The 24,733-nt window shown below is 71.5% G+C and carries 25 protein-coding genes; 19 read left to right on the plus strand and 6 right to left on the minus strand.

Features of this window, described 5'->3' with window-relative positions:
- Positions 1-112: 112 nt before the first annotated feature.
- The 3 genes from AC3DEV_RS00865 to AC3DEV_RS00875 all read left to right on the plus strand — a co-directional run bounded on the left by AC3DEV_RS00865 (position 113) and on the right by AC3DEV_RS00875 (position 2,764).
- The gene (locus AC3DEV_RS00865; protein WP_003855542.1) at positions 113-214 is read left to right on the plus strand and encodes a 30S ribosomal protein bS22; all 102 of its coding nucleotides are present in this window, start codon (positions 113-115) and stop codon (positions 212-214) included.
- Between the two features lie 223 nt (positions 215-437).
- Complete coding sequence (locus AC3DEV_RS00870; RefSeq protein WP_256821169.1) at positions 438-1,634, plus strand: NAD-dependent epimerase/dehydratase family protein; 1,197 nt, start codon at positions 438-440, stop codon at positions 1,632-1,634.
- Positions 1,631-2,764 carry a lysophospholipid acyltransferase family protein gene (locus tag AC3DEV_RS00875; protein ID WP_163376360.1) on the plus strand — a complete coding sequence of 378 codons (1,134 nt, stop codon included), beginning with the start codon at positions 1,631-1,633 and terminating at the stop codon, positions 2,762-2,764. Before AC3DEV_RS00870 ends, AC3DEV_RS00875 begins: the two co-directional genes overlap by 4 nt.
- 36 nt (positions 2,765-2,800) lie before the next feature.
- Here AC3DEV_RS00875 and AC3DEV_RS00880 read toward each other — a convergent pair whose 3' ends face one another.
- Complete coding sequence (locus AC3DEV_RS00880) at positions 2,801-4,045, minus strand: HAD family hydrolase (RefSeq protein WP_488370994.1); 1,245 nt, start codon at positions 4,043-4,045, stop codon at positions 2,801-2,803.
- Positions 4,046-4,118: 73 nt separating this feature from the next.
- Between AC3DEV_RS00880 and AC3DEV_RS00885 the strand changes: the two genes are divergently transcribed.
- Positions 4,119-4,388 (plus strand): glutaredoxin family protein, encoded by a 270-nt coding sequence (locus tag AC3DEV_RS00885; RefSeq protein ID WP_488370995.1) that lies wholly within the window; start codon positions 4,119-4,121, stop codon positions 4,386-4,388.
- A 63-nt stretch (positions 4,389-4,451) separates the two neighbouring features.
- Here the strand turns inward: AC3DEV_RS00885 and AC3DEV_RS00890 are convergent, their stop codons facing one another.
- Positions 4,452-4,802 carry an HNH endonuclease gene (locus AC3DEV_RS00890; RefSeq protein ID WP_488371229.1) on the minus strand — a complete coding sequence of 117 codons (351 nt, stop codon included), beginning with the start codon at positions 4,800-4,802 and terminating at the stop codon, positions 4,452-4,454.
- A gap of 382 nt (positions 4,803-5,184) precedes the next feature.
- Here AC3DEV_RS00890 and AC3DEV_RS00895 point away from each other — a divergent pair, with 382 nt between their 5' ends.
- The 3 genes from AC3DEV_RS00895 (at position 5,185) to AC3DEV_RS00905 (ending at position 9,226) form a co-directional block, all read left to right on the plus strand.
- Positions 5,185-6,507 carry a glutamyl-tRNA reductase gene (locus AC3DEV_RS00895; protein ID WP_268092566.1) on the plus strand — a complete coding sequence of 441 codons (1,323 nt, stop codon included), beginning with the start codon at positions 5,185-5,187 and terminating at the stop codon, positions 6,505-6,507.
- Positions 6,504-7,520, plus strand: a complete 1,017-nt coding sequence (gene hemC / locus AC3DEV_RS00900; RefSeq protein WP_335672811.1) for a hydroxymethylbilane synthase — start codon at positions 6,504-6,506, stop codon at positions 7,518-7,520. The genes AC3DEV_RS00895 and hemC overlap by 4 nt, the downstream gene beginning before the upstream one ends.
- A gap of 62 nt (positions 7,521-7,582) precedes the next feature.
- On the plus strand, positions 7,583-9,226 hold the full coding sequence (locus AC3DEV_RS00905; RefSeq protein ID WP_488370996.1) for a bifunctional uroporphyrinogen-III C-methyltransferase/uroporphyrinogen-III synthase: 1,644 nt from the start codon (positions 7,583-7,585) through the stop codon (positions 9,224-9,226).
- A gap of 76 nt (positions 9,227-9,302) precedes the next feature.
- On the opposite strand, the gene AC3DEV_RS00910 is transcribed toward AC3DEV_RS00905, so the two are convergent.
- Entirely contained in the window at positions 9,303-9,755 is a 453-nt protein-coding gene (locus tag AC3DEV_RS00910; RefSeq protein WP_341254428.1) for a MarR family winged helix-turn-helix transcriptional regulator, read from the minus strand.
- A 92-nt stretch (positions 9,756-9,847) separates the two neighbouring features.
- Between AC3DEV_RS00910 and AC3DEV_RS00915 the strand changes: the two genes are divergently transcribed.
- From AC3DEV_RS00915 to AC3DEV_RS00960, 10 genes are all read left to right on the plus strand, one after another.
- Positions 9,848-10,495 carry a maleylpyruvate isomerase family mycothiol-dependent enzyme gene (locus AC3DEV_RS00915; RefSeq protein ID WP_488370997.1) on the plus strand — a complete coding sequence of 216 codons (648 nt, stop codon included), beginning with the start codon at positions 9,848-9,850 and terminating at the stop codon, positions 10,493-10,495.
- 51 nt (positions 10,496-10,546) lie between these two features.
- Positions 10,547-11,587, plus strand: a complete 1,041-nt coding sequence (gene hemB / locus AC3DEV_RS00920) for a porphobilinogen synthase (protein WP_308202022.1) — start codon at positions 10,547-10,549, stop codon at positions 11,585-11,587.
- A complete protein-coding gene (locus AC3DEV_RS00925) occupies positions 11,584-12,240 on the plus strand; it encodes a hypothetical protein (RefSeq protein WP_488370998.1) in 657 nt (218 codons plus the stop codon). Before hemB ends, AC3DEV_RS00925 begins: the two co-directional genes overlap by 4 nt.
- On the plus strand, positions 12,227-12,748 hold the full coding sequence (locus AC3DEV_RS00930; protein WP_163376366.1) for a hypothetical protein: 522 nt from the start codon (positions 12,227-12,229) through the stop codon (positions 12,746-12,748). Before AC3DEV_RS00925 ends, AC3DEV_RS00930 begins: the two co-directional genes overlap by 14 nt.
- Complete coding sequence (locus AC3DEV_RS00935; RefSeq protein ID WP_488370999.1) at positions 12,745-13,047, plus strand: hypothetical protein; 303 nt, start codon at positions 12,745-12,747, stop codon at positions 13,045-13,047. The genes AC3DEV_RS00930 and AC3DEV_RS00935 overlap by 4 nt, the downstream gene beginning before the upstream one ends.
- A 191-nt stretch (positions 13,048-13,238) precedes the next feature.
- A complete protein-coding gene (locus AC3DEV_RS00940; RefSeq protein ID WP_488371000.1) occupies positions 13,239-15,161 on the plus strand; it encodes an alpha/beta fold hydrolase in 1,923 nt (640 codons plus the stop codon).
- Between the two features lie 84 nt (positions 15,162-15,245).
- Entirely contained in the window at positions 15,246-16,556 is a 1,311-nt protein-coding gene (hemL, locus tag AC3DEV_RS00945) for a glutamate-1-semialdehyde 2,1-aminomutase (protein ID WP_488371230.1), read from the plus strand.
- Positions 16,553-17,461 (plus strand): histidine phosphatase family protein, encoded by a 909-nt coding sequence (locus tag AC3DEV_RS00950; protein ID WP_488371001.1) that lies wholly within the window; start codon positions 16,553-16,555, stop codon positions 17,459-17,461. The genes hemL and AC3DEV_RS00950 overlap by 4 nt, the downstream gene beginning before the upstream one ends.
- Before the next feature lie 3 nt (positions 17,462-17,464).
- Positions 17,465-18,073, plus strand: a complete 609-nt coding sequence (locus tag AC3DEV_RS00955; protein WP_159148824.1) for a TlpA family protein disulfide reductase — start codon at positions 17,465-17,467, stop codon at positions 18,071-18,073.
- Complete coding sequence (locus AC3DEV_RS00960) at positions 18,070-18,930, plus strand: cytochrome c biogenesis CcdA family protein (protein ID WP_488371002.1); 861 nt, start codon at positions 18,070-18,072, stop codon at positions 18,928-18,930. The genes AC3DEV_RS00955 and AC3DEV_RS00960 overlap by 4 nt, the downstream gene beginning before the upstream one ends.
- A 20-nt stretch (positions 18,931-18,950) precedes the next feature.
- On the opposite strand, the gene AC3DEV_RS00965 is transcribed toward AC3DEV_RS00960, so the two are convergent.
- From AC3DEV_RS00965 to AC3DEV_RS00975, 3 genes are all read right to left on the minus strand, one after another.
- The gene (locus tag AC3DEV_RS00965; RefSeq protein WP_488371003.1) at positions 18,951-20,315 is read right to left on the minus strand and encodes an HNH endonuclease signature motif containing protein; all 1,365 of its coding nucleotides are present in this window, start codon (positions 20,313-20,315) and stop codon (positions 18,951-18,953) included.
- Between the two features lie 450 nt (positions 20,316-20,765).
- Entirely contained in the window at positions 20,766-20,951 is a 186-nt protein-coding gene (locus AC3DEV_RS00970) for a hypothetical protein (protein WP_488371004.1), read from the minus strand.
- A gap of 14 nt (positions 20,952-20,965) precedes the next feature.
- A complete protein-coding gene (locus AC3DEV_RS00975) occupies positions 20,966-21,997 on the minus strand; it encodes a WXG100 family type VII secretion target (RefSeq protein ID WP_488371005.1) in 1,032 nt (343 codons plus the stop codon).
- Positions 21,998-22,219: 222 nt separating this feature from the next.
- Between AC3DEV_RS00975 and AC3DEV_RS00980 the strand changes: the two genes are divergently transcribed.
- On the plus strand, positions 22,220-22,786 hold the full coding sequence (locus AC3DEV_RS00980; protein WP_488371006.1) for a DUF3558 family protein: 567 nt from the start codon (positions 22,220-22,222) through the stop codon (positions 22,784-22,786).
- A 218-nt stretch (positions 22,787-23,004) separates the two neighbouring features.
- Positions 23,005-24,660 carry a PPE domain-containing protein gene (locus tag AC3DEV_RS00985; protein WP_488371007.1) on the plus strand — a complete coding sequence of 552 codons (1,656 nt, stop codon included), beginning with the start codon at positions 23,005-23,007 and terminating at the stop codon, positions 24,658-24,660.
- The last annotated feature ends 73 nt before the right edge of the window (positions 24,661-24,733 follow it).

A 24,733-nucleotide genomic window follows, 5' to 3' on the forward strand; every position in this document is an offset into this window, starting at 1 on the left:
GACGGGTTCCGTCCCGGCTTTCGAGCTCGCTCTCAGGCGCCGGAGCGCAAGTCAAGGCCCTTCGCGGGCTGTAAGGCCCCAGACCAGTAGTCGACAGGTAGGTGACCCCGATATGGGTTCTGTGATCAAGAAGCGCCGCAAGCGTATGTCCAAGAAGAAGCACCGCAAGATGCTCCGCCGTACCCGCGTGCAGCGTCGCAAACTCGGTAAGTGAGTCCGGCGGCGCCTCGGTAGCGCCCGGACTCACGCCTGTAGCAGATGCCCGTCACCGACAGTGGTGGCGGGCATCGGTGTATTTCGGGGCGGGGCGGGGCGGCGACTTGGGCGGGGCGGCGACTTGGGCGGGGCAGCGACTCGGGCGGGGGGCGTCGTCCGGATCGCGCGGGCTGTGAGGTCCGCGCACATGGGCAGGGGGGTCCGCAGTTAGACTCGGCCGGGTGGACACCGAACTGCCCGACCGTAGCCCGGCTCGCGCCGTCGCGGTCGTGGGCGGCAGCCGGTATCTCGGCGCCCACCTGGTCGGCATGCTGCTGCGCAACGACTCCGTCGAGCGCGTCCTGGCGATCGACTCGGTCAAGCCGTCGCCGCAGCACCGCCGACGAATGCGCGACGCCGAGTTCGTGCGCCTCGACCCGCAGTCCCCACGCCTGCAGGGGATCCTGCGCGAGGCGGGCATCGACACGGTCGTGCACGCCGGGCTGCACCACACCGACTTCGCCCCCGGCGGCCGCGCGGCCGTCAAGGAGGCCAACATCATGGGCTCCATGCACGTGATCGCCGCGTGCGGGCGGGCCGCGACGGTCAAGCGATTCGTGCTCATCTCCTCGACCTCGGTGTACGGCTCCTCGGGCGTCGACCCGGCGATGTTCACCGAGGACATGGCCGCCCGGCGTCAGCCCAGTGGCGGCATCCCGCTCGACCACCTGTCGGTCGAGGGGTACGTGCGTGGGATGTCCCGCAAGCGTCCGGACATCGACGTGACGATCCTGCGCATCCCCGCCATCCTCGGGCTGCCCGAGCCCACGGTGGTCGGGGAGCTGCTGCTGCCGTCCGTCGCACCGGTGCTGGCCGGATACGACCCGCGCATCCAGCTGCTGCACCCGCAGGACGCACTCGATGCGCTGCTGCACGCCGCGACGGGCGCGCCCCCGGGGACGTACAACATCGCGGCCGACGGCATCCTCACCCTGACGCAGGCCATCCGCCGCGCCGGCCACATCCCGCTGCCGGTGATGCCGCAGACGTTCAAACTCGCGGCGCGGTTGCTCTCCAGCCAGGGACTGCGCGACATCGGGCCCTCGCAGCTGCGCTACCTGCGGTACGGCCGCACCATGGACACCACCCGGATGCGCACCAGGTTCGGGTTCACGCCCCGGTACACCACCGAGGAGGCGCTGCACGCCTACCTCGTCGACTCGGGGGCCGAGCCCCTCGTCACGCGCGCCGCACTCGAGCGCAAGACCGCCAAGATCGCCAGCAGACTGCCCGGCCCGGTGGCCAGCCGACTGCGCGCGGGCGTGAACTCGACCATCGGCGAGCTCGAGTCGATAGGGGCCCTGCCGGAACCGAGCGTGCCGGAACCGAACGAGGCGGAACCGAACGAGCCCGACCCGATCGAGGAGGGGGCGCCGTGAAGGGCCCGGAATTCGACCTGTCCCAACCACTCGGCGGCCCCCGCTGGGGAGAGGGCCGACGCGACGCCCGCGGCGACCGCGCGGTCGGCGAGGGCTTCGTCGGGGAGACCACCAGCAGCGACGCCGCGGCCACCGAGCTCGGCAGGATCGTCGACCGGTTCCTCACCTCCCTGCGCAGCTCGCTCGGGCAGGTCGTCGACGCACTGCCCCTCGACGCCGAGGTGCTGGCGCCAGTCCGCGAACTGACCCGCGGTGTCGACACGATGCTCGCGACCGGCGACATCAGCGCCCTGTCCACCCTGGCGGACGCCGTCAACGCCGCCGGCGAGCTCCTGGCCTCCCGTGTCACCGGCGGGTACGAGGTCGACGAGTTCGGGTTCGACGAGCACTTCCACACCAACGTGTGGTTGCCCCTGTGGCGGCCGCTGTTCGAGCACTGGTTCCGGGTCGAGGTGATCGGTGCCGAGAACATCCCCGCCGACGGCGCCGGGCTGATCGTCTCCAACCATGCCGGCGTCCTGCCTCTCGACGGGATGATGACCACCGTCGCCGTCCACGACCACGCCGGACGCGCCCTGCGTCTGCTCGCCGCCGACCTGGCCATGTCGCTGCCGGTGTCCGCGCCGCTGGCCCGCCGGGCGGGGGCGACCCTGGCCTGTGCCGCCGACGCCGAGCGCCTGCTGGAGAGCGGTCACGTGGTGGCCGTGTGGCCGGAGGGCTTCAAGGGGCTCGGCAAGCCGTTCGCCGACCGCTACCGTCTGCAGCGCTTCGGCCGCGGCGGGTTCGTGGCGACCGCCCTGGCCGCGGGTGCGCCGATCATCCCGTGCTCGGTGGTCGGCTCCGAGGAGATCTACCCCAAGATCGGTGAGGTCCCGGCGCTCGCGCGGCTGCTCGGCCTGCCGTACATGCCCGTCACGCCCGCGTTCCCGCTCCTCGGCGCGCTCGGCGGCATCCCGCTGCCCACCAAGTGGACGATCGAGTTCGGCGAGCCGATCGAGACCTCGCACCTGGGGCCCGACGCCGCAGAGGACCCGATGGTGGTCTTCGAGATCACCGACCAGGTCCGGGAGACCATCCAGAACACGCTGTTCCGCAACCTCGCCCGCCGCGGCAGCGTCTTCTTCGGCTGAGCCGGCGGCGGGGGAGCGCCCCGCCGCGGACCCGCGTCAGAAGATGCGGCGTGCCCGGTCCATCGCGCGGCTGGCGTAGTCCGAGCGCGCGGCCGCCCGGGCGCCCGCGAGCCCGCCGACGGCGAGGACGCCCGGCATCGCCTTCTTCGCGGCCTTGCGGACGGTGCGGAAGTCCTTGATGTTCCAGCCGTTCTCCGAGGCGTACTTGCGCAGCTTGGAATCCGGGTTGATGGCGACCGGGTTGCCCACCATCGTGAGCATCGGCATGTCGTTGAAGCTGTCCGAGTACGCGTAGCACTTGGTCAGGTCGAAGCCCTCGGCCTCGGCGAGCTTGGAGATCGCGTGCGCCTTGCCGGGCCCGTGCAGGATGTCGCCCACGAGCCGGCCCGTGTAGACGCCGTATTCCTCCTCGGCGACCGTGCCCAACGCCCCCGACAACCCCAGCCGGGTGGCGATCACGCGCGCCAGCATCACCGGCGTCGCGGTGACCAGCCAGACCTGCTGCCCGGCGTCCAGGTGCATCTGCACCAGCGAGCGCGTGCCCGGCCAGACGCGGTCGAGCATCGAGGTGTCCACGACCTCCTCGCTCAGTTCGGTCAGTTCGGCGACGGTGCGGCCCTTGACGAAGCTCAGGGCCTTGTCGCGGCCGGCGGCGACGTCCTCGGCGTTCTCCTCCCCGGAGATCCGGAACTTGGCCTGCGACCACGCCAACCCGGCGACGTCGCGCGCGGTGAAGAAGCGATGCTTGGCCAGCCCGCGGGCCAGCAGGATGATCGATGCGCCCTGGATGAGGGTGTTGTCCACGTCGAAGAACGCCGCGACCTGCGGGTCCGGCACAAACGGCTCGAGCGACTCGTCGGTCTCGGCGGCGGCACGGTCGGCGGCGGCACGGTCGGTTGCCGCACGCTCCGCGACGGCGTCCGCGGGGCGGTCGGCGACGGCGGTCCCGGCACCCGCGCCCGCGCCGGACCCCTCGCCCTCGCCCTCGGCGGGGTCGTAGTCGGCCAGCGGCGGGCCGGGCTCGGCACCGGGCTCGAGTTTGACGGCGTGCTGGGCGGAGGCCTCACCGGCGCGCCGCTGGATCCGCGCGTCGCGGCGCCGCCACAGCAGCCGACCCAGAGCCGAGCCGAGATCGGCACGACCGGGAAGCCGCGGGCCGGACCGGGAGCGGTGGGACTCCACCGGTTCGGCGGCGTCCTCGGAGGCCTCGCCGCCGGGGGTGGGCGCGTTGTCGTCGTCGTTGTCGTCGGCGTCGTCGTTCACCGGGCGGGAGTCGTTCACCGGGCGGGACCTCCTGAAGGGCGCGGGGACCCCATCCTAGGGCAGCCCCGAGGGGGTGGTGCACTATCGAGCCATGGTGCACACGGTGACCCTGTTGACCCGCGAGGGCTGCGGCAGCTGCGTCCGCGTCCACGGCCAGTTGATCCCACTGTGCGAGGGTGCGGGCGCCCGGCTCGAGGTGACCGACGTCGACCACGCCGCGGACCGCGAACTCGCCGCCGAATACGGCGACCGCCTGCCGGTGGTGTTGGTCGACGGCGCGGAGCACTCGTGTTGGGAGGTCGACGACGACGAGCTGCTGACCACCCTCGCCGGGGCCGGCCCGTTCCCGGGATGGGACTGAACCGGCCGACGGGCGCGGGCGGTGCCGGGGGGTGCGCGCGGCGGTGGCCGCGACGGTGGGCGGTCACCCCTCCTGCGGCGCGTCGCGCAGGTCTCGCAGGATGGTCGCGTGCCGGAGCAGGAACGCGCCCTCGTCGAGCTGCTTGCGCCGCAGCCACCCGGTGACCTCGCTGTTGTGCTTGCTCGCGTTGCACGACGCGCAGGCCGGGACCACGTTCTCCAGGGTGTAGCGCCCGCCGCGTGAGATGGGCTGGACGCAGTCCTTCTGCAGCGCGGGCCCAGTCGCGGAGCAGTAGGCGCAGGCTTTCCACGCGTCGAGGATCCGGGCCCACTGCGGGTCGGTGAGGTCGTTGTCGACGCGGGACAGACGCCGCTGACGACGCTTCGCGTACCGGGCGCGGGTCGCGGCGGACATGGTGGACGACGACCTGCGGCGAGGGGGCACGGATGTCACCGTACTGCGGTCCGCGCTGTTCACGGCGCCCGCGGGAGGGTGCCCGGATATAGCATCCGCCCCTGTCACGGTTTTGTCCCGGGGTGTCAGGCGGGTTACGGTGGAGCCCGTTACGGGTCGTACGCAGGCTTGAGGCCACGGCCGTCCCGGCAGGGTGTTTCCGGCATGGGAGCGCCTTGTACGCAGCCGTGCACACCGACGGGAGACGACCGACTGTGGACCAGCGTTCCGCGAGTTCGTCCTGCGGGGCCCCGTCTGTTCTCCGACCGTCTCCTCGCCGAGTTGACGAGTTGGCATTCATTCTGGCATGGGCCCCCGAGGCCCTGGCGTCCGGGGGTCGGTTGTGAGCATTCTCCTGGTGGGGCTGTCCCACCACAGTGCGCCGGTGTCACTGCTCGAGGCGGTCGCCGTCTCCGAGTCCGAGCGTGACGGGCTCACCGAGGAACTCATCGCCGGCGAGAACGTCGACGAGGCGATGATCGTCACCACCTGCAACCGCGTCGAGGTCTACTCCGCCGTGGACGCGTTCCACCCGGCGCTCGACGACGTCGTGACCCTGCTCTCGCGCCACTCCGGCCTGGGCGCCGACGAACTCAGCCGCCACCTGTACGTGCGCTACTCCGAGTCCGCCGCCGAGCACCTGTTCTCCGTGGCCTCGGGGCTGGACTCGATGGTCGTGGGCGAGCAGCAGATCATCGGCCAGATCCGCACCGCCTACCAGTCGGCGTCCGAGATCGGCGCGGCCGGCACCACCCTGCACCGGCTCGCCCAGCAGGCGCTGCACGTGGGCAAGCGTGTGCACACCGAGACCGGCATCGACTCCGCCGGCGCGTCGGTCGTGTCCGTCGCGCTGGACCGCGCGGCGGAGATCCTCTCGGACGGCGCCAGCCGCAGTCTCGACGGACGCCGCGCGGTCGTGCTCGGGGCCGGCGCGATGGGCGGCCTGGCCGTCGCCCACCTCGGCCGCGGCGGGATCTCCCACATCGAGATCACCAACCGCACCCCGGAGCGCGCCGACCGGTTGGCCGAGATCGCCGGCGACTCCGGCACCCCGGCCACGGCCTTCCCCCTCGACGGGCTCGCCGAGGCCGTCGCCCGCGCCGACATCCTCTTCACCTGCACCGGGGCCGTCGGCACCGTCGTCACCCTGGGCGACGTGCACACCGCGCTGGCCCGCCGCGGCGACCGCGGCCCGCTCGTCATCTGCGACCTCGGCATGCCGCGCGACGTCGACCCCGCCGTCGCCGGCCTGCCCGGCGTGACCGTCCTGGGTATCGAGGCGCTCAAGGCCGACCCCGCCACCTCCGCCGCCGCCGCGGACGCCGACGCCGCCCGCACGATCGTCGACGCCGAGCTCACCGCGTACACACAGGCCGAGCGCATGGCCGGCGTCGGGCCGCTCATCGGGCAGCTGCGCGGGCGCGGCGGGCAGGTCGTCGCGGCCGAGATGCGACGGCTCGAGTCCCGACTGCCCGACATGGACGAGAAGGTCCGCGACGAGGTCGCCAACACCGTCCGCCGGGTCGTCGACAAGCTTCTGCACCCGCCCACGGTGCGGTTCCGGGAACTCGCCGCCCAACCGGACGGCGAGAACTACGCGGCGGTCGTACGCACACTGTTCGACCTTGACAACACCGTGGACGGTAGAAGCGAGGAGGCGTCATGAGCAGGACCCTGAAGGTGGGCACGCGGGGCAGCACCCTCGCCACCACCCAGGCCGGGCACGTCCGCGACGCCCTCATCGCCGCCGGGTACCCGGCCGAACTGGTGATCGTGCGGACCCGCGGCGACGTGGTGATGGCCCCGGTCGAGCGCATCGGCGTGGGCGTGTTCACCCTCGAACTGCGCGCCGCCCTCGAGCGCGGGGACTGCGACATCGCCGTCCACTCGTACAAGGACCTGCCGACCGCGCCCGACGACCGGTTCGCCCCCATCGCCGTGCCGCCGCGCGTCGACCCGTCCGACGTGCTCATCGCCCGCGACGGGCTCACCATGGACACGCTGCCCGAGGGCGCCCGGGTCGGGACCTCGGCCCCGCGCCGGCGCTCCCAGCTCGCGGCCCTGCGCCCCGACCTCGACCTGCACCCCCTGCGCGGGAACATCGACACGCGGATGGGATACGTCACCAGCGGCGATCTCGACGCGGTCGTCCTGGCGGCGGCCGGCCTCGACCGCACCGGAGTGGGAGAGCGTGCCACCCACCGGTTCGGCATCGACGAGATGCTCCCCGCCCCCGCGCAGGGCGCCCTCGCCGTCGAATGCCGTGCCGACGACACCGAGGCCGCCGAGGCCCTCACCGTCGTCGACCACCTGCCCTCGCGGGTCCGGATCACCGCCGAGCGCAGGCTCCTGCGCGACCTCGAGGCCGGCTGCACAGCCCCCGTCGGCGCGCGCGCCGAACTCGACGGCGCCGGACTCGACAGCGGTGGCGAACTGACGCTGCACGCGGTGGCGGCCGCCCACGACGGCTCCACCGTCCTGCGCACCCACGGCACCACCGCCACCGCAGACCACCCGGACGGACCGATCGCCGCCGCCGACGAGCTGGGCCGCCGACTCGCGGCCGAACTGCTCGACCGCGGCGCCCGTGACCTCATGGCCGGGGAATCGCCCGAGCAACGCGCCCCACTCGTACCGAGGGAATCCACGACGGCGCCACCCACCGTCACCGACCCCTGATCCCCGAACTCCCATCTCGCGCGCAGCCAGCGCGCGGCACCCACCCCACGGAGAGACGAACAATGACTCGAGCACGCACCACCCGCCCCGGAACCGTCCGCTTCGTCGGCGGCGGTCCAGGCAACGCGGGGATGCTCACCTGCCGGGCCCAAGAGGTCCTCACCAGCAACCCGCTGGTGTTCGCCGACGCCGACGTCTCGGCCGACGTGCTGGCGTTGGTCGCCACCGAGGTCCCGGTGCCGCAGGAACTGCTCGACGCGCGCCGGGCCGAGATGGACGCCGCCGTCGCCGCCGAGGACAAGGCCGAGATCAAGCGTCTCAAGGCCCTGCCCGCGCCCACCGCCGCCGACGTCCGCCCCGTGCTCGGTGAGCCCGCCGCCGTGGCCAAGCAGCTCGTCGCCGAGGCCAAGAAGGGCCGCGACGTCGTCCGTCTCGTCACCGGCGACCCCATGACCACCGACGCCACCGTCACCGAGATCGCCGCCGTCGGCCGCACCGTCGTGCCGTTCGAGGTCGTCCCCGGCGTCGCCGAGGCCACCGCCGTGCCCGCCTTCGCCGGCATCGCGCTCGGTTCCGGCTACGTGTTCGCCGACGGCCGCGGCAAGGTCGACTGGGCCGCCCTCGTCGGCTCGCCCGGCCCGATCGTCCTGCGCACCACCGGCCGGCACCTCGCCGAGGCCGCCTCCAGCCTCGCCGAGCAGGGCCTCGCCGCCGGCACCCCGGTGACCGTCACCTGCTCCGGTTCGCTCTGTGCCCAGAAGTCCGCCGACGGTACCCTGGCCACCATGGCCGAGGTCGGTCGCGACATGGACGGGGACCTGGTGGTCACCATTGGCAAGTCCGCCGGTGAGCGTCACCGCCACCAGTGGTGGGAGTCGCGCGCCATGTTCGGCTGGAACGTGCTCGTGCCCCGCACCAAGGCGCAGTCCGCCGAGATGAGCGACCGCATCGCCGAGCACGGCGCCGTGCCCGTCGAGGTGCCCACCATCGCCGTCGAGCCGCCCCGCAGCCCCGCCCAGATGGAGCGCGCCGTCAAGGGCCTCGTCGACGGTCGCTACCAGTGGGTCGTGTTCACCTCCTCCAACGCCGTGCGCGCCGTGTGGGAGAAGTTCGTCGAGTTCGGCCTCGACGCCCGCGCCTTCTCGGGCGTGAAGATCGCCTGCGTCGGCGAGGGCACCGCCGCCCGCGTCCGCGAACTGGGCATCCAGCCCGAGCTGCTGCCCAGCGGCGAGCAGTCCAGCCTCGGCCTGCTCGAGGTGTTCCCGCCCTACGACGACGTGCTCGACCCCGTCAACCGGGTCCTGCTGCCGCGCGCCGACATCGCCACCGAGACCCTCGCCGAGGGCCTCACGGGCCGCGGCTGGGAGATCGAGGACGTCACCGCGTACCGCACCGTCCGCGCCGCCCCGCCGGCCGCCGAGATCCGCGAGATGATCAAGACCGGCGGGTTCGACGCCGTGTGCTTCACCAGCTCCTCGACCGTCCGCAACCTGGTCGGCATCGCCGGTAAGCCGCACGCACGCACGCTCATCGCCTGCATCGGGCCGCGCACCGCGGAGACCGCCGCCGAGTTCGGCCTGCGCGTGGACGTCCAGCCCGAGAACGCGTCCGTACTCGACCTGGTCGACGCCCTCGCCGCGCACGCCGACCACCTGCGCGCGGCCGGCGAACTGCCGCCCCCGCGCCGCCGCGCCCGGCGCCGCTGAGCCGCAGCCCCGCCACCCGCACCGCCAGCGCCGCCTGCCCCGCCCGGCCGACCAGCCGCGCGGGGCAGGCGCGTGTTCAGGGGTCGACGAGCCCGCGGAGCTCGGCCAGCGCCGCCCGCAACCCGGCCATCCGCTCTGCGCCGAGGTGTGCCTCCCACTCGGCGTCGACGCGTCGCTCTTCCGCCCGGGCGACCGGGATGAGCTCCCGGCCCCGCGCCGTGAGCCGGACCAGCCGGGCCCGGCCGTCATCCGGATCCGCCACCCGCCGGACGAACCCCGCCGCCGCCAACCTGTCGACCAGGGCGGTCGCGGTCTGTTTGGCGATCCGGGCGCGCTCGGCCAACACGATGAGTCGCGTGCCCTCGTCGTCGTCGATCCCCGCCAGCAGGCGGATCTGCGCGCGGGTGATGTCACCGAAGCCGGCGGCGTCCAGCGCCGCCGCGATCCGGTCCTCCGCCGCGCGGTAGCCCAGCCACATGAGCAGGCTCGTCGGCGCGGGCGGCCCGGCGGGCGGGGTCTCGGGGTCCACGGCAACTCCTCAGGTCCGGCGACCGAATACAGTCCTATCATGGTACTAGTCGCGGCCCGGGTGGTCGGGTCGCACCGGAGGAAGGGGTCGTCATGGACGACACCGAGGTCTGGGCGGCCGTCGACCGGCGCCGCCGCGCGGTCGCCGACTGCCTCGACGAGCTCCCGCCCGGCGACTGGGACCGGCCCTCGCTGTGCGAGGCGTGGACCGTCCGCGAGGTCGCAGCGCACCTCACCCTCGCCGGGCTCCCGCGGTGGCGCCTCGTGCCGATGTTCCTGCGCTACCCGGGCAGCACCAACCGCATGATCCGCGACGGCTCCGCCGCGCTGGCCCGACGGATGTCCGACGAGCAGATCGTCGCCGCCCTCCGCGGAATGATCGGACACCACCGGCCGTTCCCCGGCCTGACCTGCCGCGAGGCGCTGATCGACGTGGTGGGGCACACGCAGGACATCACCATCCCGCTGGGCCGCGAGATCCCGATCCCCGCCGAGGAGATCGCAGAGGCCGCCGACCGAGTCGTGTCCTACGGCGGCCGGGGTAACGCCAAGGTGTTCCGCCCCCCGCCGACCGAGGGGGTGCGCATGGTCGCCGACGATCACGCCTGGGCCGCCGGCGACGGGCCCGAGGTGACCGGATCGACGCGGGACCTGTTCCTGGCGCTCACCGGCCGCACAGTGCACCTCGACCGCCTCGGCGGGCCGGGCGCCGAGCTCGTGCGCGGCCGCGTCGCGGCGTAGCGAAGGTCCGCGCCGCGCCCGACCACCGGCGACTTTCGTACAGTGGGGGTCGTGACGACACCGCCTGACGAGACCACGTCCGTTCCCGCGCCACTGGTGCGCCCGCGTCGACTCCGCTCGACGCCGGCCATGCGCAGGCTCGTCGCCGAGACCACGCTCGCCCCGCGACAGCTGGTGCTCCCCGCGTTCGTGGCCGACGGGATCGACGCCCCGCGCGACATCTCGTCGCTGCCCGGGGTCGTCCAGCACACCGTCGACTCGCTGCGGCGCGAGGCCGTCGCCGCCGCCGAGGCGGGACTGGGCGGCATCATGCTGTTCGGCGTGCCCCTCGACGCGGACAAGGACGCCACCGGTAGCTGCGGCGCCGACCCCGGCGGCATCCTCAACCGCGCGCTGTCCGCCGTCCGCGCCGAGGTCGGCGACGACCTCGTGATCATGGCCGACACCTGCCTCGACGAGTTCACCGACCACGGCCACTGCGGTGTGCTCGGCACCGACCCGCGGGGCGAGCAGATCGTCGACAACGACGCCACGCTCGCCGCATACAACGACCTCGCCGTCGCCCAGGCCGCCGCCGGAGCCCACGTCGTGGGGCCCAGCGGGATGATGGACGGCCAGATCGCCGCCATCCGCGAAGCCCTCGACCGCGAGGGGTACCAGGACGTCGCGGTGTTGGCCTACAGCGCCAAGTACGCCAGCGCCTTCTACGGCCCGTTCCGCGAGGCCGTCGGTTCGTCCCTGCGCGGCGACCGGCGCACCTACCAGCAGGACCCGGCCAACCTGCGCGAGTCGCTGCGCGAGGTGCAGCTCGACCTCGAGGAGGGCGCCGACATGGTCATGGTCAAGCCCGCCATGTCCTACCTCGACGTCCTGCGCCAGACCGCCGAGATCTCCGACGTGCCGGTGGCCGCCTACCAGGTCTCCGGCGAGTACGCGATGATCTCCGCCGCCGCCGAGCGCGGCTGGATCGACCACGACCCGGCCGTCATGGAATCGCTGACCTCCATCCGCCGCGCGGGCGCGGACATCGTCCTGACCTACTGGGCCCTGCACGCCGCGCGCCTCCTCGCCGACGGGTGGGGGTCCCGGTGACCCGCGGCAGCGGGCCGTGGCGCCCGCCCGCCCGGACCGGACCGGGCCCCGATGCGGGAGGCCCCGCGGGTGGGAACCCCGCGCCCGGCGAGCCGCCCACCGACCCCGGCATCGCCCCGCCCGTCGAGCCGGCCGGTCCGCCGCCGGAGGAGATCCACACCGCGTGGGTGCTGTGGCTGGCCGCCGCCGCGTTCGGACTGCTCGGCATGCTGATCAATTCCGCGACCGCCAGCTTCGGGGACCTGCCCACCGCCACGCGGGACGCCTTCCGCGACGCGGTCGCCAACACCGGGTCCGCTGACGTCTCCGTCGAGAGCATGTTCTCCATCGCCCTGGCGGCCGGGGCGGTGCTGGCGCTCATCGTCGCCGCCGTCACCGTGTGGCTGGCCTTCCGGCTGCGAGCGGGCAAGGGGTGGGCCCGCACGATGCTCGACATTGTCGCCATCTTCCTCGTCGTCGACGCCGTGTCCGTGGTGATCGGTGTGTTCGGCGGAGTCGCGACCTCGGGTGAGCGGGGAGACGTCATCAGCTTCGTCGTCATTGCACTCCAGATCCTCGCCGGACTGTGCGCTGCAGCCGCCGTGTGGCGCCAGCACAAGGCCGAGGCCATCCAGTACACGACCCCGGGAGGCGGCGCGCGTGCCGGCAAGTGAACCCACCGCCGCCCGGCCGGGAATCGAACCCGAGGGACCGATCCTGTACGCCGAGGACGGTTGGAGCTGGGCCTGGATCCTCGCGGCGCCCGCGTTCTGCGCCGCCGCGGCAGGGTTCGAGCTCGCCACCGGCGCCCCGGTGCACTGGCTGATGCTCACCGTCTGCGCGATCGCGACCGCCCTCTGCCACGGCGTGATGATCGGCGCCACCCGCGTCCACGGTCGCGTCCGCCTGACCCCAGACGTGTACCTCCAGGGCACCGAGGAGCTCGAACTGCGCCGGATCGAGGAGGTGCTGCCCCTCCCCGCCGCCGACGATTCCGAGGCCTCGTGGGAGACGGCCCGACTCCTCGGCGAGCTGCGGGAGATGCCCCGCCGCCGGGCGGCCGTGGGCCTGCGACTCGACACCGGGGGCGAGGTCCGCGCCTGGTCCCGCAACCCCGCGGCCCTGCACGCCGCCCTGGCCGGCGCTGTCGCCGGTCTCCCGCGCGAGCCGGGACCCGAGTGAACTCGCGTCGCCTCGGCGTGGCCGCGGTCGCCTGCGCTGTACTCGCCGTGGTGCTGTGGTGGTTCGCCAGGGACATCGTGACGGGCGCGCCGCCGGTCATCGACCCGCCCGTCGAGGGCAGCATCGAACGCATCCACACCGATCCCCGGCTGCTCCTGGCCGCGACGGTCCTGGCGGGGTTGACGATGGTCCTGACCACCCTCGCGGTCCTCGGACGCGCCCCCGGGTCGGATCCTGACAGATCTACTTCTGCCAGGGCTTTTCCGGGCGACGCGGACGCCGCGGTAACGATCGGATGACGGTTTTCTGAGTGTGCCCGGGGCGGTGTGTCGTGGCGTCGGCCACAGGCTACATTTGGGGCGGTTCGGACGCATGTGACGCTCGTGAAATTGAGCAGTCGATGCGTCCGATTCGCCGGAGTAACGCCTACAGCACAGGGAAACGGGGATCGGTGCAGCCTTCCAGCACTTTCGTTGGCACCACCGCGGTCGTGGGAGCGATCGCACTTCTGGGATCGGGAGTGGCCTCGGCCGCCCAGGTCGAATGGCAGGACTGTACCGAGATGCTCGGCATCGAGGCCGAGTACGTCCCCGCCGGTCTCGAGTGCGGAACCGTCGAGGTCCCCGTCGACTACACCGCCCCGGACGCCGCCAAGACCCAGATCGCGCTCACCCGCATCAAGGCCTCCTCCGGTCAGGCGCGCTCCACGGTGTTCGGCAACCCCGGCGGGCCCGGCAACTACGCCCTGAACTTCTGGAGCCCGGCCCTCGACGGCGCCAACCCGGCCGGCCTGTACGAGAACCACGACCTCGTGGCCGTCCAGCCCCGCGGGCTCTACGGCTCCAACCCCATGGTCTGCAACGTGGACTATGTGGGCCCGAACACGGTCAACCCGCTCCACGACGCGTGCTACGGAACCGACCCCGAGTACATGAAGTCCATGACCACCGAGAACGCCGCCCGCGACATGAACGCGGTCCGTGAGGCGCTCGAGCTCGCAGAGGTCGACTACGTGGGCGTGTCCTACGGCACCGCGATCGGCACCGACTTCGCCACCCTGTTCCCCGAGGCCACCGGCCGCATGGTGCTGGACTCCAACACCCACCCCGACTGGCGTTGGAACACACAGGCAGAGCAGGGCGCGCTCGCCCAGGAGCAGCGGGTCAACGACATCTTCGCCTGGATCGCCGAGCGCGACGACTACTACGGCCTCGGGGACACCCCGCTGAAGGTCTTCCACTCCTGGAAGTGGGTCACCGACCAGGAGGTGGGCGGCCCCGCCAACCTCACCCCGCCGCCGGCGCAGACCGGCGACCTGCCCGTGGAGCTCCGCGGCAGCGCCGTCGAGAAGCCCGCGCTCGACGTGATCAACGGGACCGCCCCCGCCCGCGCACGCGTCGAGGGATTCGCCCGCGCCGCGGCGCTGCAGGGGCTGACTAACAACGCCACCACCGGGCTCTACGACGCCACGGTCGGCGCCACCTACTCCGAGCAGGCCTGGCCGATGCTCGCCCACGTCCTCAAGTACTACAACGACGGCGGCACCATCGCGCGTGCCGACTACGAGACCGTGGCCCTGATGCTGGCCGCGCAGGAGAACCGCTCGCCGGTGTACCGCACCGACATCGAGATGAACTCGATCATCACCTGCAACGAGACCGCTGCCCCGGCCGACCAGCTGGGAGTCATCGCGGCCAAGGCCGACAAGTACACCGGCGGCAACCGCCTCACCGCCCGCGCCGCCGTCGAGGCCGCCGGCGACGACTGCGTGGGCTGGCAGCCGGTCGCCAAGACCATCAGCCCCAACGGTGACGCCCTCGACGAGAAGCCGCTGGTGCTGCACTCCGAGGACGACGCCATCACCCCCATCGCCGGCGCGCACCGCGTGGCCGAGGCCATGGGTGGCGCACTGGTCACCGTCGGTGGCGGCGACCACGGCACCTTCCGCATGGGCAACGAGGCCATCGACAAGCTCGTGATGGAGTTCCTGGAGACCGGGATCGCCGAGCCGGGCCACGTCGCGGGCAAGCCGTCGCCGGAGCCCCTGCCGAAGTGGGGCCAGGCCGAGCGCATCGCCGCCGCCCAGCAGGGCATGTCCGCTCCCGTCGACGGTGCTGACGACTGGTACGGCACACATCGCGACGCCGGCACCGGCGACGTGAACGCGGCCGGGACCGGGTCCGTCAGCGCCCCGGCGGTCGGCTCCGCGGCCGCGCCCGCCCCCGCCTCGGGGTCCGTCGCCGCGCCGACGCCCGCACCCGTACCGCTGCCCACGCCGCAGGAGCTGCAGCAGCAGGCGGAGACGGCCGTCGCCGACGCGGAGAAGGCCGTGCACGACTTCGCCGGACAGGTCGACGCCGCCGCGAAGTCGCTGTTCGCCCCCCTCGCCCCGCCGGCTCCGCCGCAGGGCTGAGACCGCGAGGGGGTACTCGCGGCCGGACTTTGAGACACTGGTCCGGTGACCTCTTCGAGTGATGCCTTCAAGACCCCGTCCGGCATGTCCGGCACCACCCGATCGGCCGAGCTCTTCGCCGAGGCCCGCGTGCTGATCCCCGGCGGAGTCAACTCCCCGGTCCGTGCCTTCAACTCCGTCGGCGGAACCCCGCGTTTCATGCGTGAAGCGCGGGGTTCCCGCATGACGGACGTCGACGGCAACACCTACATCGACCTCGTCTGCTCCTGGGGCCCCATGATCCACGGGCACGCCCACCCCGAGATCGTCGACGCCGTCCGCGACGCCGCCACCCGCGGACTGAGCTTCGGTACCCCGACCGAGGGTGAGGTCGACCTCGCCCGCGAGATCGTCGCCCGCACCTCCGTCGACGAGGTGCGCCTGGTCAACTCCGGCACCGAGGCCACCATGAGCGCCGTGCGCCTGGCCCGCGGATTCACCGGCCGCTCCAAGATCGTCAAGTTCTCCGGGTGCTACCACGGACACGTCGACGCACTGCTCGCCGACGCCGGATCGGGCCTGGCCACGTTCGCGCTGCCGGACTCGCCCGGCGTCACCGGCGCGACCGCCCACGACACGATCGTCCTGCCGTACAACGACACCGACGCCGTCAGGCTGGTCTTCGCCAACCACGGCGACGAGATCGCCTGCGTGATCACGGAGGCCGCCGCCGGCAACATGGGCACCGTCCCGCCGCTGCCCGGCTTCAACGAGGAACTGCGCACCCTGTGCTCCGACAACGGGGCACTGCTCGTGATGGACGAGGTCATGACCGGATTCCGCGCCGGGGACCGCGGCTGGTGGGGGATCGACGGTGTCGCCGGCGACCTGACCACCTTCGGCAAGGTCATGTCCGGAGGGCTGCCCGCCGCCGCGTTCGGTGGCCGCGCCGACGTCATGGCCGCCCTCGCCCCCGCCGGCCCCGTCTACCAGGCCGGCACCCTGTCCGGGAACCCCGTCGCCGTGGCAGCGGGCCTGACCTCCCTGCGGCTGGCCGACCACTCCTGCTACTACACGCTGCAGACCAACGCCGACCGGCTCGAGGCGCTGATCAGCAACGCTCTGCAGGCCGCGGGTGTCGCGCACACCATCCAGCGGGCGGGCACCATGCTCAGCGTGTTCTTCTCCGAGGATCAGGTCACCGACTACGCCGGGGCCAAGGCCGCCGAGACCTTCCGCTACGCGCCGTTCTTCAACACGCTGCTCGACCGCGGCATCTACCCTCCGCCCAGCGCGTTCGAGACCTGGTTCGTCTCCACCGCGCTCACCGACGACGACTTCCAGCACATTTCCGACGCACTGCCGGTGGCCGCGGAAGCGGCCGCCGCGGCGTCCGCCCCGGAGACGGGCCGATGAGCAGCAACGGGCGAGGACTGCGCGGGCGGCTCGCCGTCCCGTCGACAGGACCCACCTCACTGCCGATCCCCCTCCGGGGAGATCATCCCGCCCCCGCCGTGGCGCCGCCGTCGCTGGGCGGGTCCGGGGCCACCGCGGCCCCGGCTGTGCCTCCCCTCGAGTCGCAGCCGGAGGGGTCCGCGGCCTACGGGGCCGAGCCGGGGACGATCGCCGCTCCGGGGCAGCCGACCTCGTCGTCGTCGACCCCCCGCGACACCTCGGCTCGCGCCGGCGAGACGCAGACGATCGTGCACCTGGTGCGTCACGGTGAGGTCCACAATCCCGAGGGCATCCTCTACGGGCGGCTGCCCGAGTTCCGACTGTCCGAGCTGGGGCGGAGCCAGGCCGAGACCGTCGGCCGGGTGCTGGGGCAGGGGCACGACATCGTGTCGATCGTCGCCTCGCCGCTGCAGCGTGCCCAGGAGACCGCGGCCCCCCTCGCCGAGGCCCTGGGACTCCCGGTGGGGATCGACGCCGACATCATCGAAGCCGACAACCGCTTCGAGGGGCGCAAGGTCGGCGGCCCCGGCGGCGCCCTGCGCGACCCGCAGTACTGGCCGATCCTGCTCAACCCGATGCGGCCGTCGTGGGGGGAGCCCTACCTGCAGATCGCGCACCGCATGATCGGCGCCGTGTACTCCACCCTCGACACCGCCCGCGGGCACGAGGCCGTGCTGGTGAGTCACCAGCTGCCGGTCTACACCACGCGCCGCTTCCTCGAGGGGCGGCGCCTGTGGCACGACCCGCGCAAGCGGCAGTGCTCGCTGGCCTCGATCACCTCGCTGGTGTTCGAGGGTACGACGCTGCGCGACATCGTCTACTCGGAACCGGCGGGGGCGTCCGACCCGTCGCAGACTGGAGCCTGAACCATGCGCAAGACCAAGGCCGCCCTCGGCGCGTTGCTGTTGACCGGCGCCCTCGTCGGCGGCTGTGCGACCGGCGACGACGCCGTGGTGGTGGGCCCGGAGACGTTCGAGTTCGTCAGCCCCGACGGGCAGATCGAGATCCACTACGACCCCCCGGCCGAGCGCAAGCCCGTCGCCACGCTCACCGGTCCCGACCTGCTCGACCCGGATCGCACGCTCACCGTGCAGGAGGACTTCGCCGGTGAGGTGGTGATCCTCAACCTGTGGGGCCAGTGGTGTGGACCGTGCCGGGCCGAGTCCGACGACCTGCAGCGCCTGCAGGAGGAATTCGAGCCCCAGGGTGCCACCGTGTTCGGCATCAACCTGCGCGACCCCAACCGGCAGAAGCCGGTGGACTTCGTCAAGGACAACGGCATCACGTTCCCCTCGATCTGGGATCCCAGTAATGCTGCGGTCGCCGCGCTGCGTGGCTTCCCGACGTCCGTGGTGCCGGCGACGATCATCCTCGACAAGCAGCACCGGGTGGCCGCCGTGTACCTGGCCGAGATCACCGACGACGAGCTGCGCGAGACCGTCAGCGAGCTCCTCGCCGAGGAGGTCGACCAGACGTGAACCCGGAGGCGATCCTGCTCGCGCAGAGCGTGGGGGAGACGTTCCAGCAGACCGTGGCCAGCGGCCCGATCCTGCTCGCATTGGGCGCGTGCATCCTGGCAGGACTCGTGTCGTTCGCGTCGCCGTGCGTCATCCCGCTGGTGCCCGGTTATCTGGCGTACCTCGCCAGCGTCGTGGGCGCCGAGCGTCCGCCGGTCACCGCCGCCGCCGCCGAACGTCAACGCGCTGCCACCGCCACCCTGACGATTGAGGAGCGCCGCACCCGTCGATCCTCGCGAGCCCGAGTGGTGGGCGCGTCGCTGTTGTTCGTTGGCGGATTCACCGTGGTCTTCGTGATGCTCAGCGCGATGGTGTTGGGCACAGTGCAGTACCTGGCACCCCAGCAGGAATTGCTGCAGCGTCTCGGGGGCGTGGTGACGATCCTCATGGGGCTCGTCTTCATCGGTCTCGTTCCCACCCTGCAGCGGGACACGCGCATGCAGCCCAAGTCGCTGTCCACCTGGATCGGCGCCCCGATGCTCGGCGCCGTGTTCGCCCTCGGCTGGACCCCGTGCCTGGGGCCGACGCTGGCCGCCGCGCTCTCGGTCGCCGCGGGCACCGGGGTCGACGCCGCGCGCGGAGTGCTGCTGATCGTCGCCTACTGCCTCGGCTTGGGACTCCCGTTCATCATCGTGGCGTTCGGTTCCACCTGGGCGATGCGGACCGTCGGCTGGCTGCAGAAGCACACCCGGACCATTCAGGTGTTCGGCGGCGTCATGCTCATCATCGTGGGCCTGCTGCTGCTGTCCGGCGGGTGGGCGCTGTTTATCGACTGGCTGCGCGACTTCGCCATCTCGGACACCACGCTGCCCATCTGACCCACCCACGCCGGGCGTCATCACGCCGCCTCCCGGACTGCGTCATGGCGTCGAGTGATCGCGGCGTCGAGGTCGTGGAGGAGCGCGAACGGGAGTATCGGCGCTTCGAGTGGTGACGGTGGTGGTGGTCCGGGTTTGGGCCGTGGCGGGTCGGCCGCGCGGGGGGTTCCGGCGGGTGGGATCCATCTGACGCCCTGGGGTGCGTGCGGGTCGGGGATGGTGGACCAGCCGGTGTCGTGGATCATCGTGTGGCAGTCGCCGCTGGCCAGGGCGAGTTCATCGATGTTGGTGAGGCCTCCGGCGGCCCAGGGTCTGCCCGCGTGGTGGGCTTCGCAGTGTCGGGCGTCCTGGTCGCAGTCGGGGTGTGTGCAGCCTCCGTACGCGGCGAACAGGGCCAGGCGTTGGTAGCGGGAGGCGGTGCGGCGACTGCGGAACAGTCGCAGGTCGATCTCCTTGTCGCACAGGGCCAGGAACCAGTGGTTGCCGCGGGCAATGGCCAGCGCCTGCGGCACGGGCACGCGGATCCCGCCGTCGGTCTCGCCGCAGCCGGCGAGCGTGGCGAGCTGGTCGAGGTCCACGCGGACCACGATCGCCGCCGGTGCGCCGGTCTTGGCGGCATCTGCGGACAGGGCCAGGGTCAGGGCGTGGACGAGCGCGTCGTGCATGCGTTGACCGTCGGTGCGGGTGTCCTTCTCCTCGGGGTCAGGCCACAGGCGGCCGGGCTGGCCCCAGCGGGCGTGGACTTCGCGCATAAGCGCGGCCAGTTGCGGGTCCATGGTCATCGCCGCGCGGGCCATCAGGTCCAGTCCCTGGCCGCCGCACGTGACCGAGCGGCGGCGGGCTCGCTCGGGCGCGCCGCGCTCGGTGCGCCCCGGATCGGCAGCGTCCAGGAGTTGGTGCGCGTGTTCCTGGAGGCGGCGGGTCGTGCACTGGTCGGCGGCCAGGGCGATCAGCTGCGCTTCCAGGTGTGCGCGCGCCTCGTCGTCGTAGTCGTCGGGCAGGGCGGCCAGGGCGGTGTTGATGATCTTGAGGTGTCCGGCGGACAGGGTGCCCTCGGCAGTGGCGCGCATGCGGGCGGTGTCGGCGATGGCGGAGTCATCGAGCCGGCCGCGCGCCTCCCCGGGGGCCAGGCCCAGGCCGCCGGTGAGCATCTGTCGCTCGTTGACGAATCCCATCTGCCGCGCGGTACCCGAGGTGCGGGCGGTGGCCAAGACGCGGGCCTGGGAGGCGCGGATGCGGCGTTGGGCCTGTTCGAGGGCGACCAGTTCGGCATGCAGCTCCGCCGGTGACACTCCCGTCCAGTCGCGCTCAAGGTGGGAATCGAGCGCGGACAGCATGGCGCTCAGCTCACTGCTGGCCGTGGCTCCCATCCCGGTGTCGCTCATGTGTTCGATTAGATCACCCGGGTACGACACGAACGCGTCGTCCCAGTTCGCGCTGGCGAAAGAGGAACGCCGATGCCATCACCGCCGAGTGCTCGCGGACTACTCGCCCGATTGCCTCCGGGCTCAGCTGGCCTTGCGGGGGACTGCGCGAACTGTTTTGTGCAAGTGGCCTCCCACCAAGAAGGCAACTAGGCGAGAGTTGTATCCGAGCGGATATCGGCCGCAGGGCGGCTGGCACCAGCGGGTTGCGATCCCGTGTGACAATTGCCGGTGGCGACACTATGTCGGGCGGGAAGCCCGGCACCCCCGGTTTGACGACCAGGTCCAGCGGATGGAGCGCGCCTAGCAGTCAGCTGAAGAAGAATGCAGGAATCTGCTCAACGACTGACTCTGGTCCGAATCTCGCGACTGGAATTTCAATTCCAGCGATGTTGTCCGCTGCCGGCCAGACTAGGCAAAGAACTCGCCCCAGATGATCACCCCGCCGATAACCGCCAGGCCTCCGAAAATTCGAACGAGAACCGAGGGGTCGTTATCTACTATTAGGCGGATGTTGTGAGTGAATGCAGCCCAGGTCGGCGGCCTTAACCAGATCCAGCGAATTTTGCGGCCATCGTCAGGTTTGTCGTCGTCCATTCGGTTCCTCCTAGTCACGGGGTGAAGTAACGGTCGAACACCGCACTTCCCCCCTTCTTTCCCAAGTAGCTGCCGACCGCTGCGCCGACGCCAGCGCCGAGGATCGCGCCAAGTGGGCCGACAGCACCGCCCGTCATGGCCCCGAGCGCCGCACCGCTTGTGGCGCCACCGGCGAGAGCGCTTACTGTCTCCAGTGACGCTTCAGTAGCCGAGGTTTCGCCCCTTGCGTATCCCTCGACGCCGTCGTAGATGGTGACGGCTGCGCCGGCAGGGCCGGCCGCTCTGCCGAGGCCGCGTAGGACGCCAGCCCACGCCTTTCCGGGGGCGTCCGCAACAGGGTTGAGCTTATGTTTTCCACGAGTTTCGGGGTCCAGCTCGTCGGCCGCTATGGGGAACCCGTAGCCGGCCGCGCCGGTCACGGCGTCGACTGCGCCAAACCAACCGTTTCGTGACCCTCCCGGTATCGGTCGCCGGTCGACTTCTGGCGGGATCGCATCGTGGATCCGGGTGGCCACGAGGTCGATCTCGCGACCGTAGTGCTCGTCGAGCGACCGCACGGTGTCCAGGGCCATGCGGATCGTTTCGGCATGGGCGTTGACGGTGTCCTGGGTGATGTCGTCGCGGCCTGGTGCGGGGCCGACGGAGTCTTGGCCGACGACCAGTCCGGCACTGACGGCGTCCCTTACTCGGTCGCGTACCGATTGGACTGCGGGTTGCAGCGCTGCTTCGGCTCGGGTCAGGGCGTCGGTGAGGTCCTCGAGCCCGCCCACGAGCTTTGTGACGTGCGACTTCTCGGTCTCTGCCGCGTCGAGGACCGCGTCTGCTGCGACGCCGGACCAGCCCTCGGAAAGCGTGTCCCGCCCGTCGGCCAAGGATGTCCGTAACCCTTCTGCAGTGGCACGACGGGTGGCAATGGCGTCCCCGGCGGCGGTCAGCGCGGTGGTGTCCCAACGACTGATCAGCCCGATCGTGTAACTCACGCCTCGCCCTTCCTGCAGCTTGTCCGTCACCAGGTACGACGTCGCGAGCCCACCGTTCGGTTCCATACCCGGCACAGAAATCTCTGGGCCCGGCACTGTGATGACCCACCCGTCGGCCGGCGACGACTGCGATGATCTCTGATCGTGAGCGCCTACCGACCTGACGACGCCCCTTCCGACCTGCGGCGACGCGATTTGGCGCCGCGAACCTCAGGTCGGGGGAACCGTTCGGCGGCTCGGCCCGTCGTACAGGTTGTGGGGAAAAGTAGAGCGTTCGTAGCCGCGGTGGTGGCCGCCGGTGTGGTGCTGTCCGGGTGCGCGTCGGCTGACGGGGGAGAAGAGACGTCGACGACGACGAGCCCAGCCGCTGCCGGGGAGCCGGGCAATCCCTGGGATCTGCCGATCGAGCAGAGGCCTGCCCTGTTTGACCCGTGTGCCGAGATCCCGATCGAAGCTATCGAAGAGGGGGTTGGCTCGCCTGTGCGGCAGGACGAGCAGTTGCGAATTAATCAGCCCGGAGACTTGCTTGCCTGCGGTTGGAAGAACGACGAAGTCATTTTCGGAGTGCTGTCGACGTGGAAGTCGCGAAGCGATTATCTGCGAGACCAATCATTTGATGCAAGTGAGTCCGAAATTCGAGGTCGCCCGAGTTTAAGACTGGTTAGCAAATCAGACATGGGCGAAAACGGCTGCCAGCGGACTCTATTTACGCACAAGGGCACACTCTTTGTGAGCGTAGACCTTATACATGGTCTATCCGCGTACAAGGGAAACAACTTCGCGGACCCATGCGCCGCCCTGGATGAATCGATCCTCCCGGTAATGCCGTACCTGCCACAAGGAGACTTCAAATGATGGTTCACCTTGACCCGGGCGTCGCTGAAGCTTGCTTCGGTGCGTGTGAACGGTTCGTCGATGAAATTTCGTCGGCATCTAGGCTTCGCTTGTGGCAATTGCAGTCCGTCGGTGCCGGTTCTTTCGATACAGCTCGGCAATTGGGGGCGGTGTACTCGCTCTTCGCTGCGGAAGACCTACGGACACTGCTTGACGGTTTCGTCTCTCAAGCTCGGGCGATGTCGATGCTGTTCGCCGCCGCCGGAGGTTTGATCGAGGCGCAGGATCAGGCGCTGGCGGGGGCGTTGTCGAAGGCGGCTGAGGAGCCGGCAGGGTTGCAGAGCCTCGGCTTGATACATGCAAGCGAATCGGACGTCTTCGCACTCCAGGACATGTGCGTCATGGGCGCCTACGGGCGAGTGGGGCCGGAGGATGTGTCGGATTCGCCGCTGGAGCGCATCGCACAATGTGCCGAAGGGCTGCAGCCGAGCCAGTTCAGCGACATCGATGAGCGGGCCACCAGAGTCTCGGAGGCACTGAACTCAGCTGCGGAACAGCTCAACAGCGACCTCAACAACATCCTCGGTAGCAGCTGGCAGGGGCAGTTCGCGTCGAGTGCGCAGGACTCGGTGACGGGCCTGGTGAACTCGGCGTTCGCTTTGTCAGGGGAGTTGGAGCAGGTCGCAGCCAAGGCCAGGCGCGCGCACGACGGGTTCGTCACCACCCGCACCAACGTCGCCGAGCAGGCAGTGCAAGCCAAGATCGCGCAGCTCTCCGGCCAGGAGCACGGACCTGCGGGGCTGAGCGCCGCTGCCGAGTCGCGGGCCCGCATGGCGGCGGCGGAGGAGCAGGCCAGGGCGATCGTCAACACCGAGTACAGCCCCGCAGTCATGGACGCCAACCTCGATGACCTCGACTTCACCGCCGCCTATCGGGTGGTGTCGACCTCGGCGCTGGGCGGGCCCAGCGGCATCGACATGGCGCGCGTCTGGAACACCGAGGGCATCCCGCGGCCGGCCCAGCCGGCGGCGCCGAATGCTGCCGCAATCGCCGCCATCACAGGTGGTCCGAGCGGAGCGGGCAGCGAGGCGCCGGTGGCCGCCGGGACCGCGGGCGGCGCTGGGGCGGGGACGACGACGAGCACTCCCCCCTCGGCCACAGATGCCGCCATTGAACAGGCTCTCCTGGCTGCGAGGGCAGGTGCGGCCGACGGGGGAGCAGCGGCAGCGCCGTCAGCGGGACAGGCAGGGGCGGGAGGCGGTGTCAACGCCACGACGACCGCAGCTGGGGCGCCGTTCGCGCCGATACCGGGTGCACACGGTCAGCAGGCCGGCGGCGGGGCCGGTGGCGCGGCCGGGATCCGTGGGATCCGAGGCGGAACCGTCGGCGACAGCAACCGCAATCGGGATCGCGGGTTCGGCTCGACAGCCGGGCTGGTCGGCGGTGGCGGGGCTGCGGCCGCAGGTGCAGGAGCATCACGCATGGGTGGCGCCGGCACTCTGGCCGGATTCGGTGCCGGCGGCCCGTCGGGAGGAGTCCCCGGAGCCGGTTCGGCAGGCGCGGGTGCCGCGGGACCGGGCGCCGGGGCGTTCTCGTCGTCGTCACCAAGTGCGGCACAGGCCGGGCGAGCTGGGGCAATGCCGATGGGTGGAGTGATGGGCGCGGCAGGGGCCGGGCAGAACAACGACCGCCGCGGACACACCCCCGCGAGCTACCTGACCAACGCCACCAACACCACGGCGATCATCGGCGATCCGGTCAAGGTCGCGCCCGCGGTGCTCGGTCGCAGACCCGTAGAAGACCCCACTGCTGCCGGGCAGTCGGACCAGCCCGAGCCGTTCCGAGGCCGTGTAATCGGCAGCGACTACACCGGCGGAGGCGCGGACCGGCACTAGGCGACGCGAGCGCAGACGAGAAGCCTTCACGGTGTGCCGACCCGGGAACATCGGCGCCGCCCGGCCTGCGTCA

The organism is Dietzia sp. IBK-p2-15D, from assembly GCF_057773105.1.

Excerpts from the sequence above, each read along its gene's own strand:
- AC3DEV_RS00865 (WP_003855542.1), top strand. The coding sequence starts at position 113 with ATGGGTTCTGTGATCAAGAAGCGCCGCAAGCGTATGTCCAAGAAGAAG.
- AC3DEV_RS00885 (WP_488370995.1), top strand. The coding sequence starts at position 4,119 with ATGGTGCACACGGTGACCCTGTTGACCCGCGAGGGCTGCGGCAGCTGC.
- AC3DEV_RS00890 (WP_488371229.1), bottom strand. The coding sequence starts at position 4,802 with ATGTCCGCCGCGACCCGCGCCCGGTACGCGAAGCGTCGTCAGCGGCGT.
- hemC (WP_335672811.1), top strand. The coding sequence starts at position 6,504 with ATGAGCAGGACCCTGAAGGTGGGCACGCGGGGCAGCACCCTCGCCACC.
- AC3DEV_RS00905 (WP_488370996.1), top strand. The coding sequence starts at position 7,583 with ATGACTCGAGCACGCACCACCCGCCCCGGAACCGTCCGCTTCGTCGGC.
- AC3DEV_RS00915 (WP_488370997.1), top strand. The coding sequence starts at position 9,848 with ATGGACGACACCGAGGTCTGGGCGGCCGTCGACCGGCGCCGCCGCGCG.
- hemL (WP_488371230.1), top strand. The coding sequence starts at position 15,246 with ATGTCCGGCACCACCCGATCGGCCGAGCTCTTCGCCGAGGCCCGCGTG.
- AC3DEV_RS00950 (WP_488371001.1), top strand. The coding sequence starts at position 16,553 with ATGAGCAGCAACGGGCGAGGACTGCGCGGGCGGCTCGCCGTCCCGTCG.
- AC3DEV_RS00955 (WP_159148824.1), top strand. The coding sequence starts at position 17,465 with ATGCGCAAGACCAAGGCCGCCCTCGGCGCGTTGCTGTTGACCGGCGCC.
- AC3DEV_RS00965 (WP_488371003.1), bottom strand. The coding sequence starts at position 20,315 with ATGAGCGACACCGGGATGGGAGCCACGGCCAGCAGTGAGCTGAGCGCC.
- AC3DEV_RS00970 (WP_488371004.1), bottom strand. The coding sequence starts at position 20,951 with ATGGACGACGACAAACCTGACGATGGCCGCAAAATTCGCTGGATCTGG.
- AC3DEV_RS00975 (WP_488371005.1), bottom strand. The coding sequence starts at position 21,997 with ATGGAACCGAACGGTGGGCTCGCGACGTCGTACCTGGTGACGGACAAG.
- AC3DEV_RS00985 (WP_488371007.1), top strand. The coding sequence starts at position 23,005 with ATGTCGATGCTGTTCGCCGCCGCCGGAGGTTTGATCGAGGCGCAGGAT.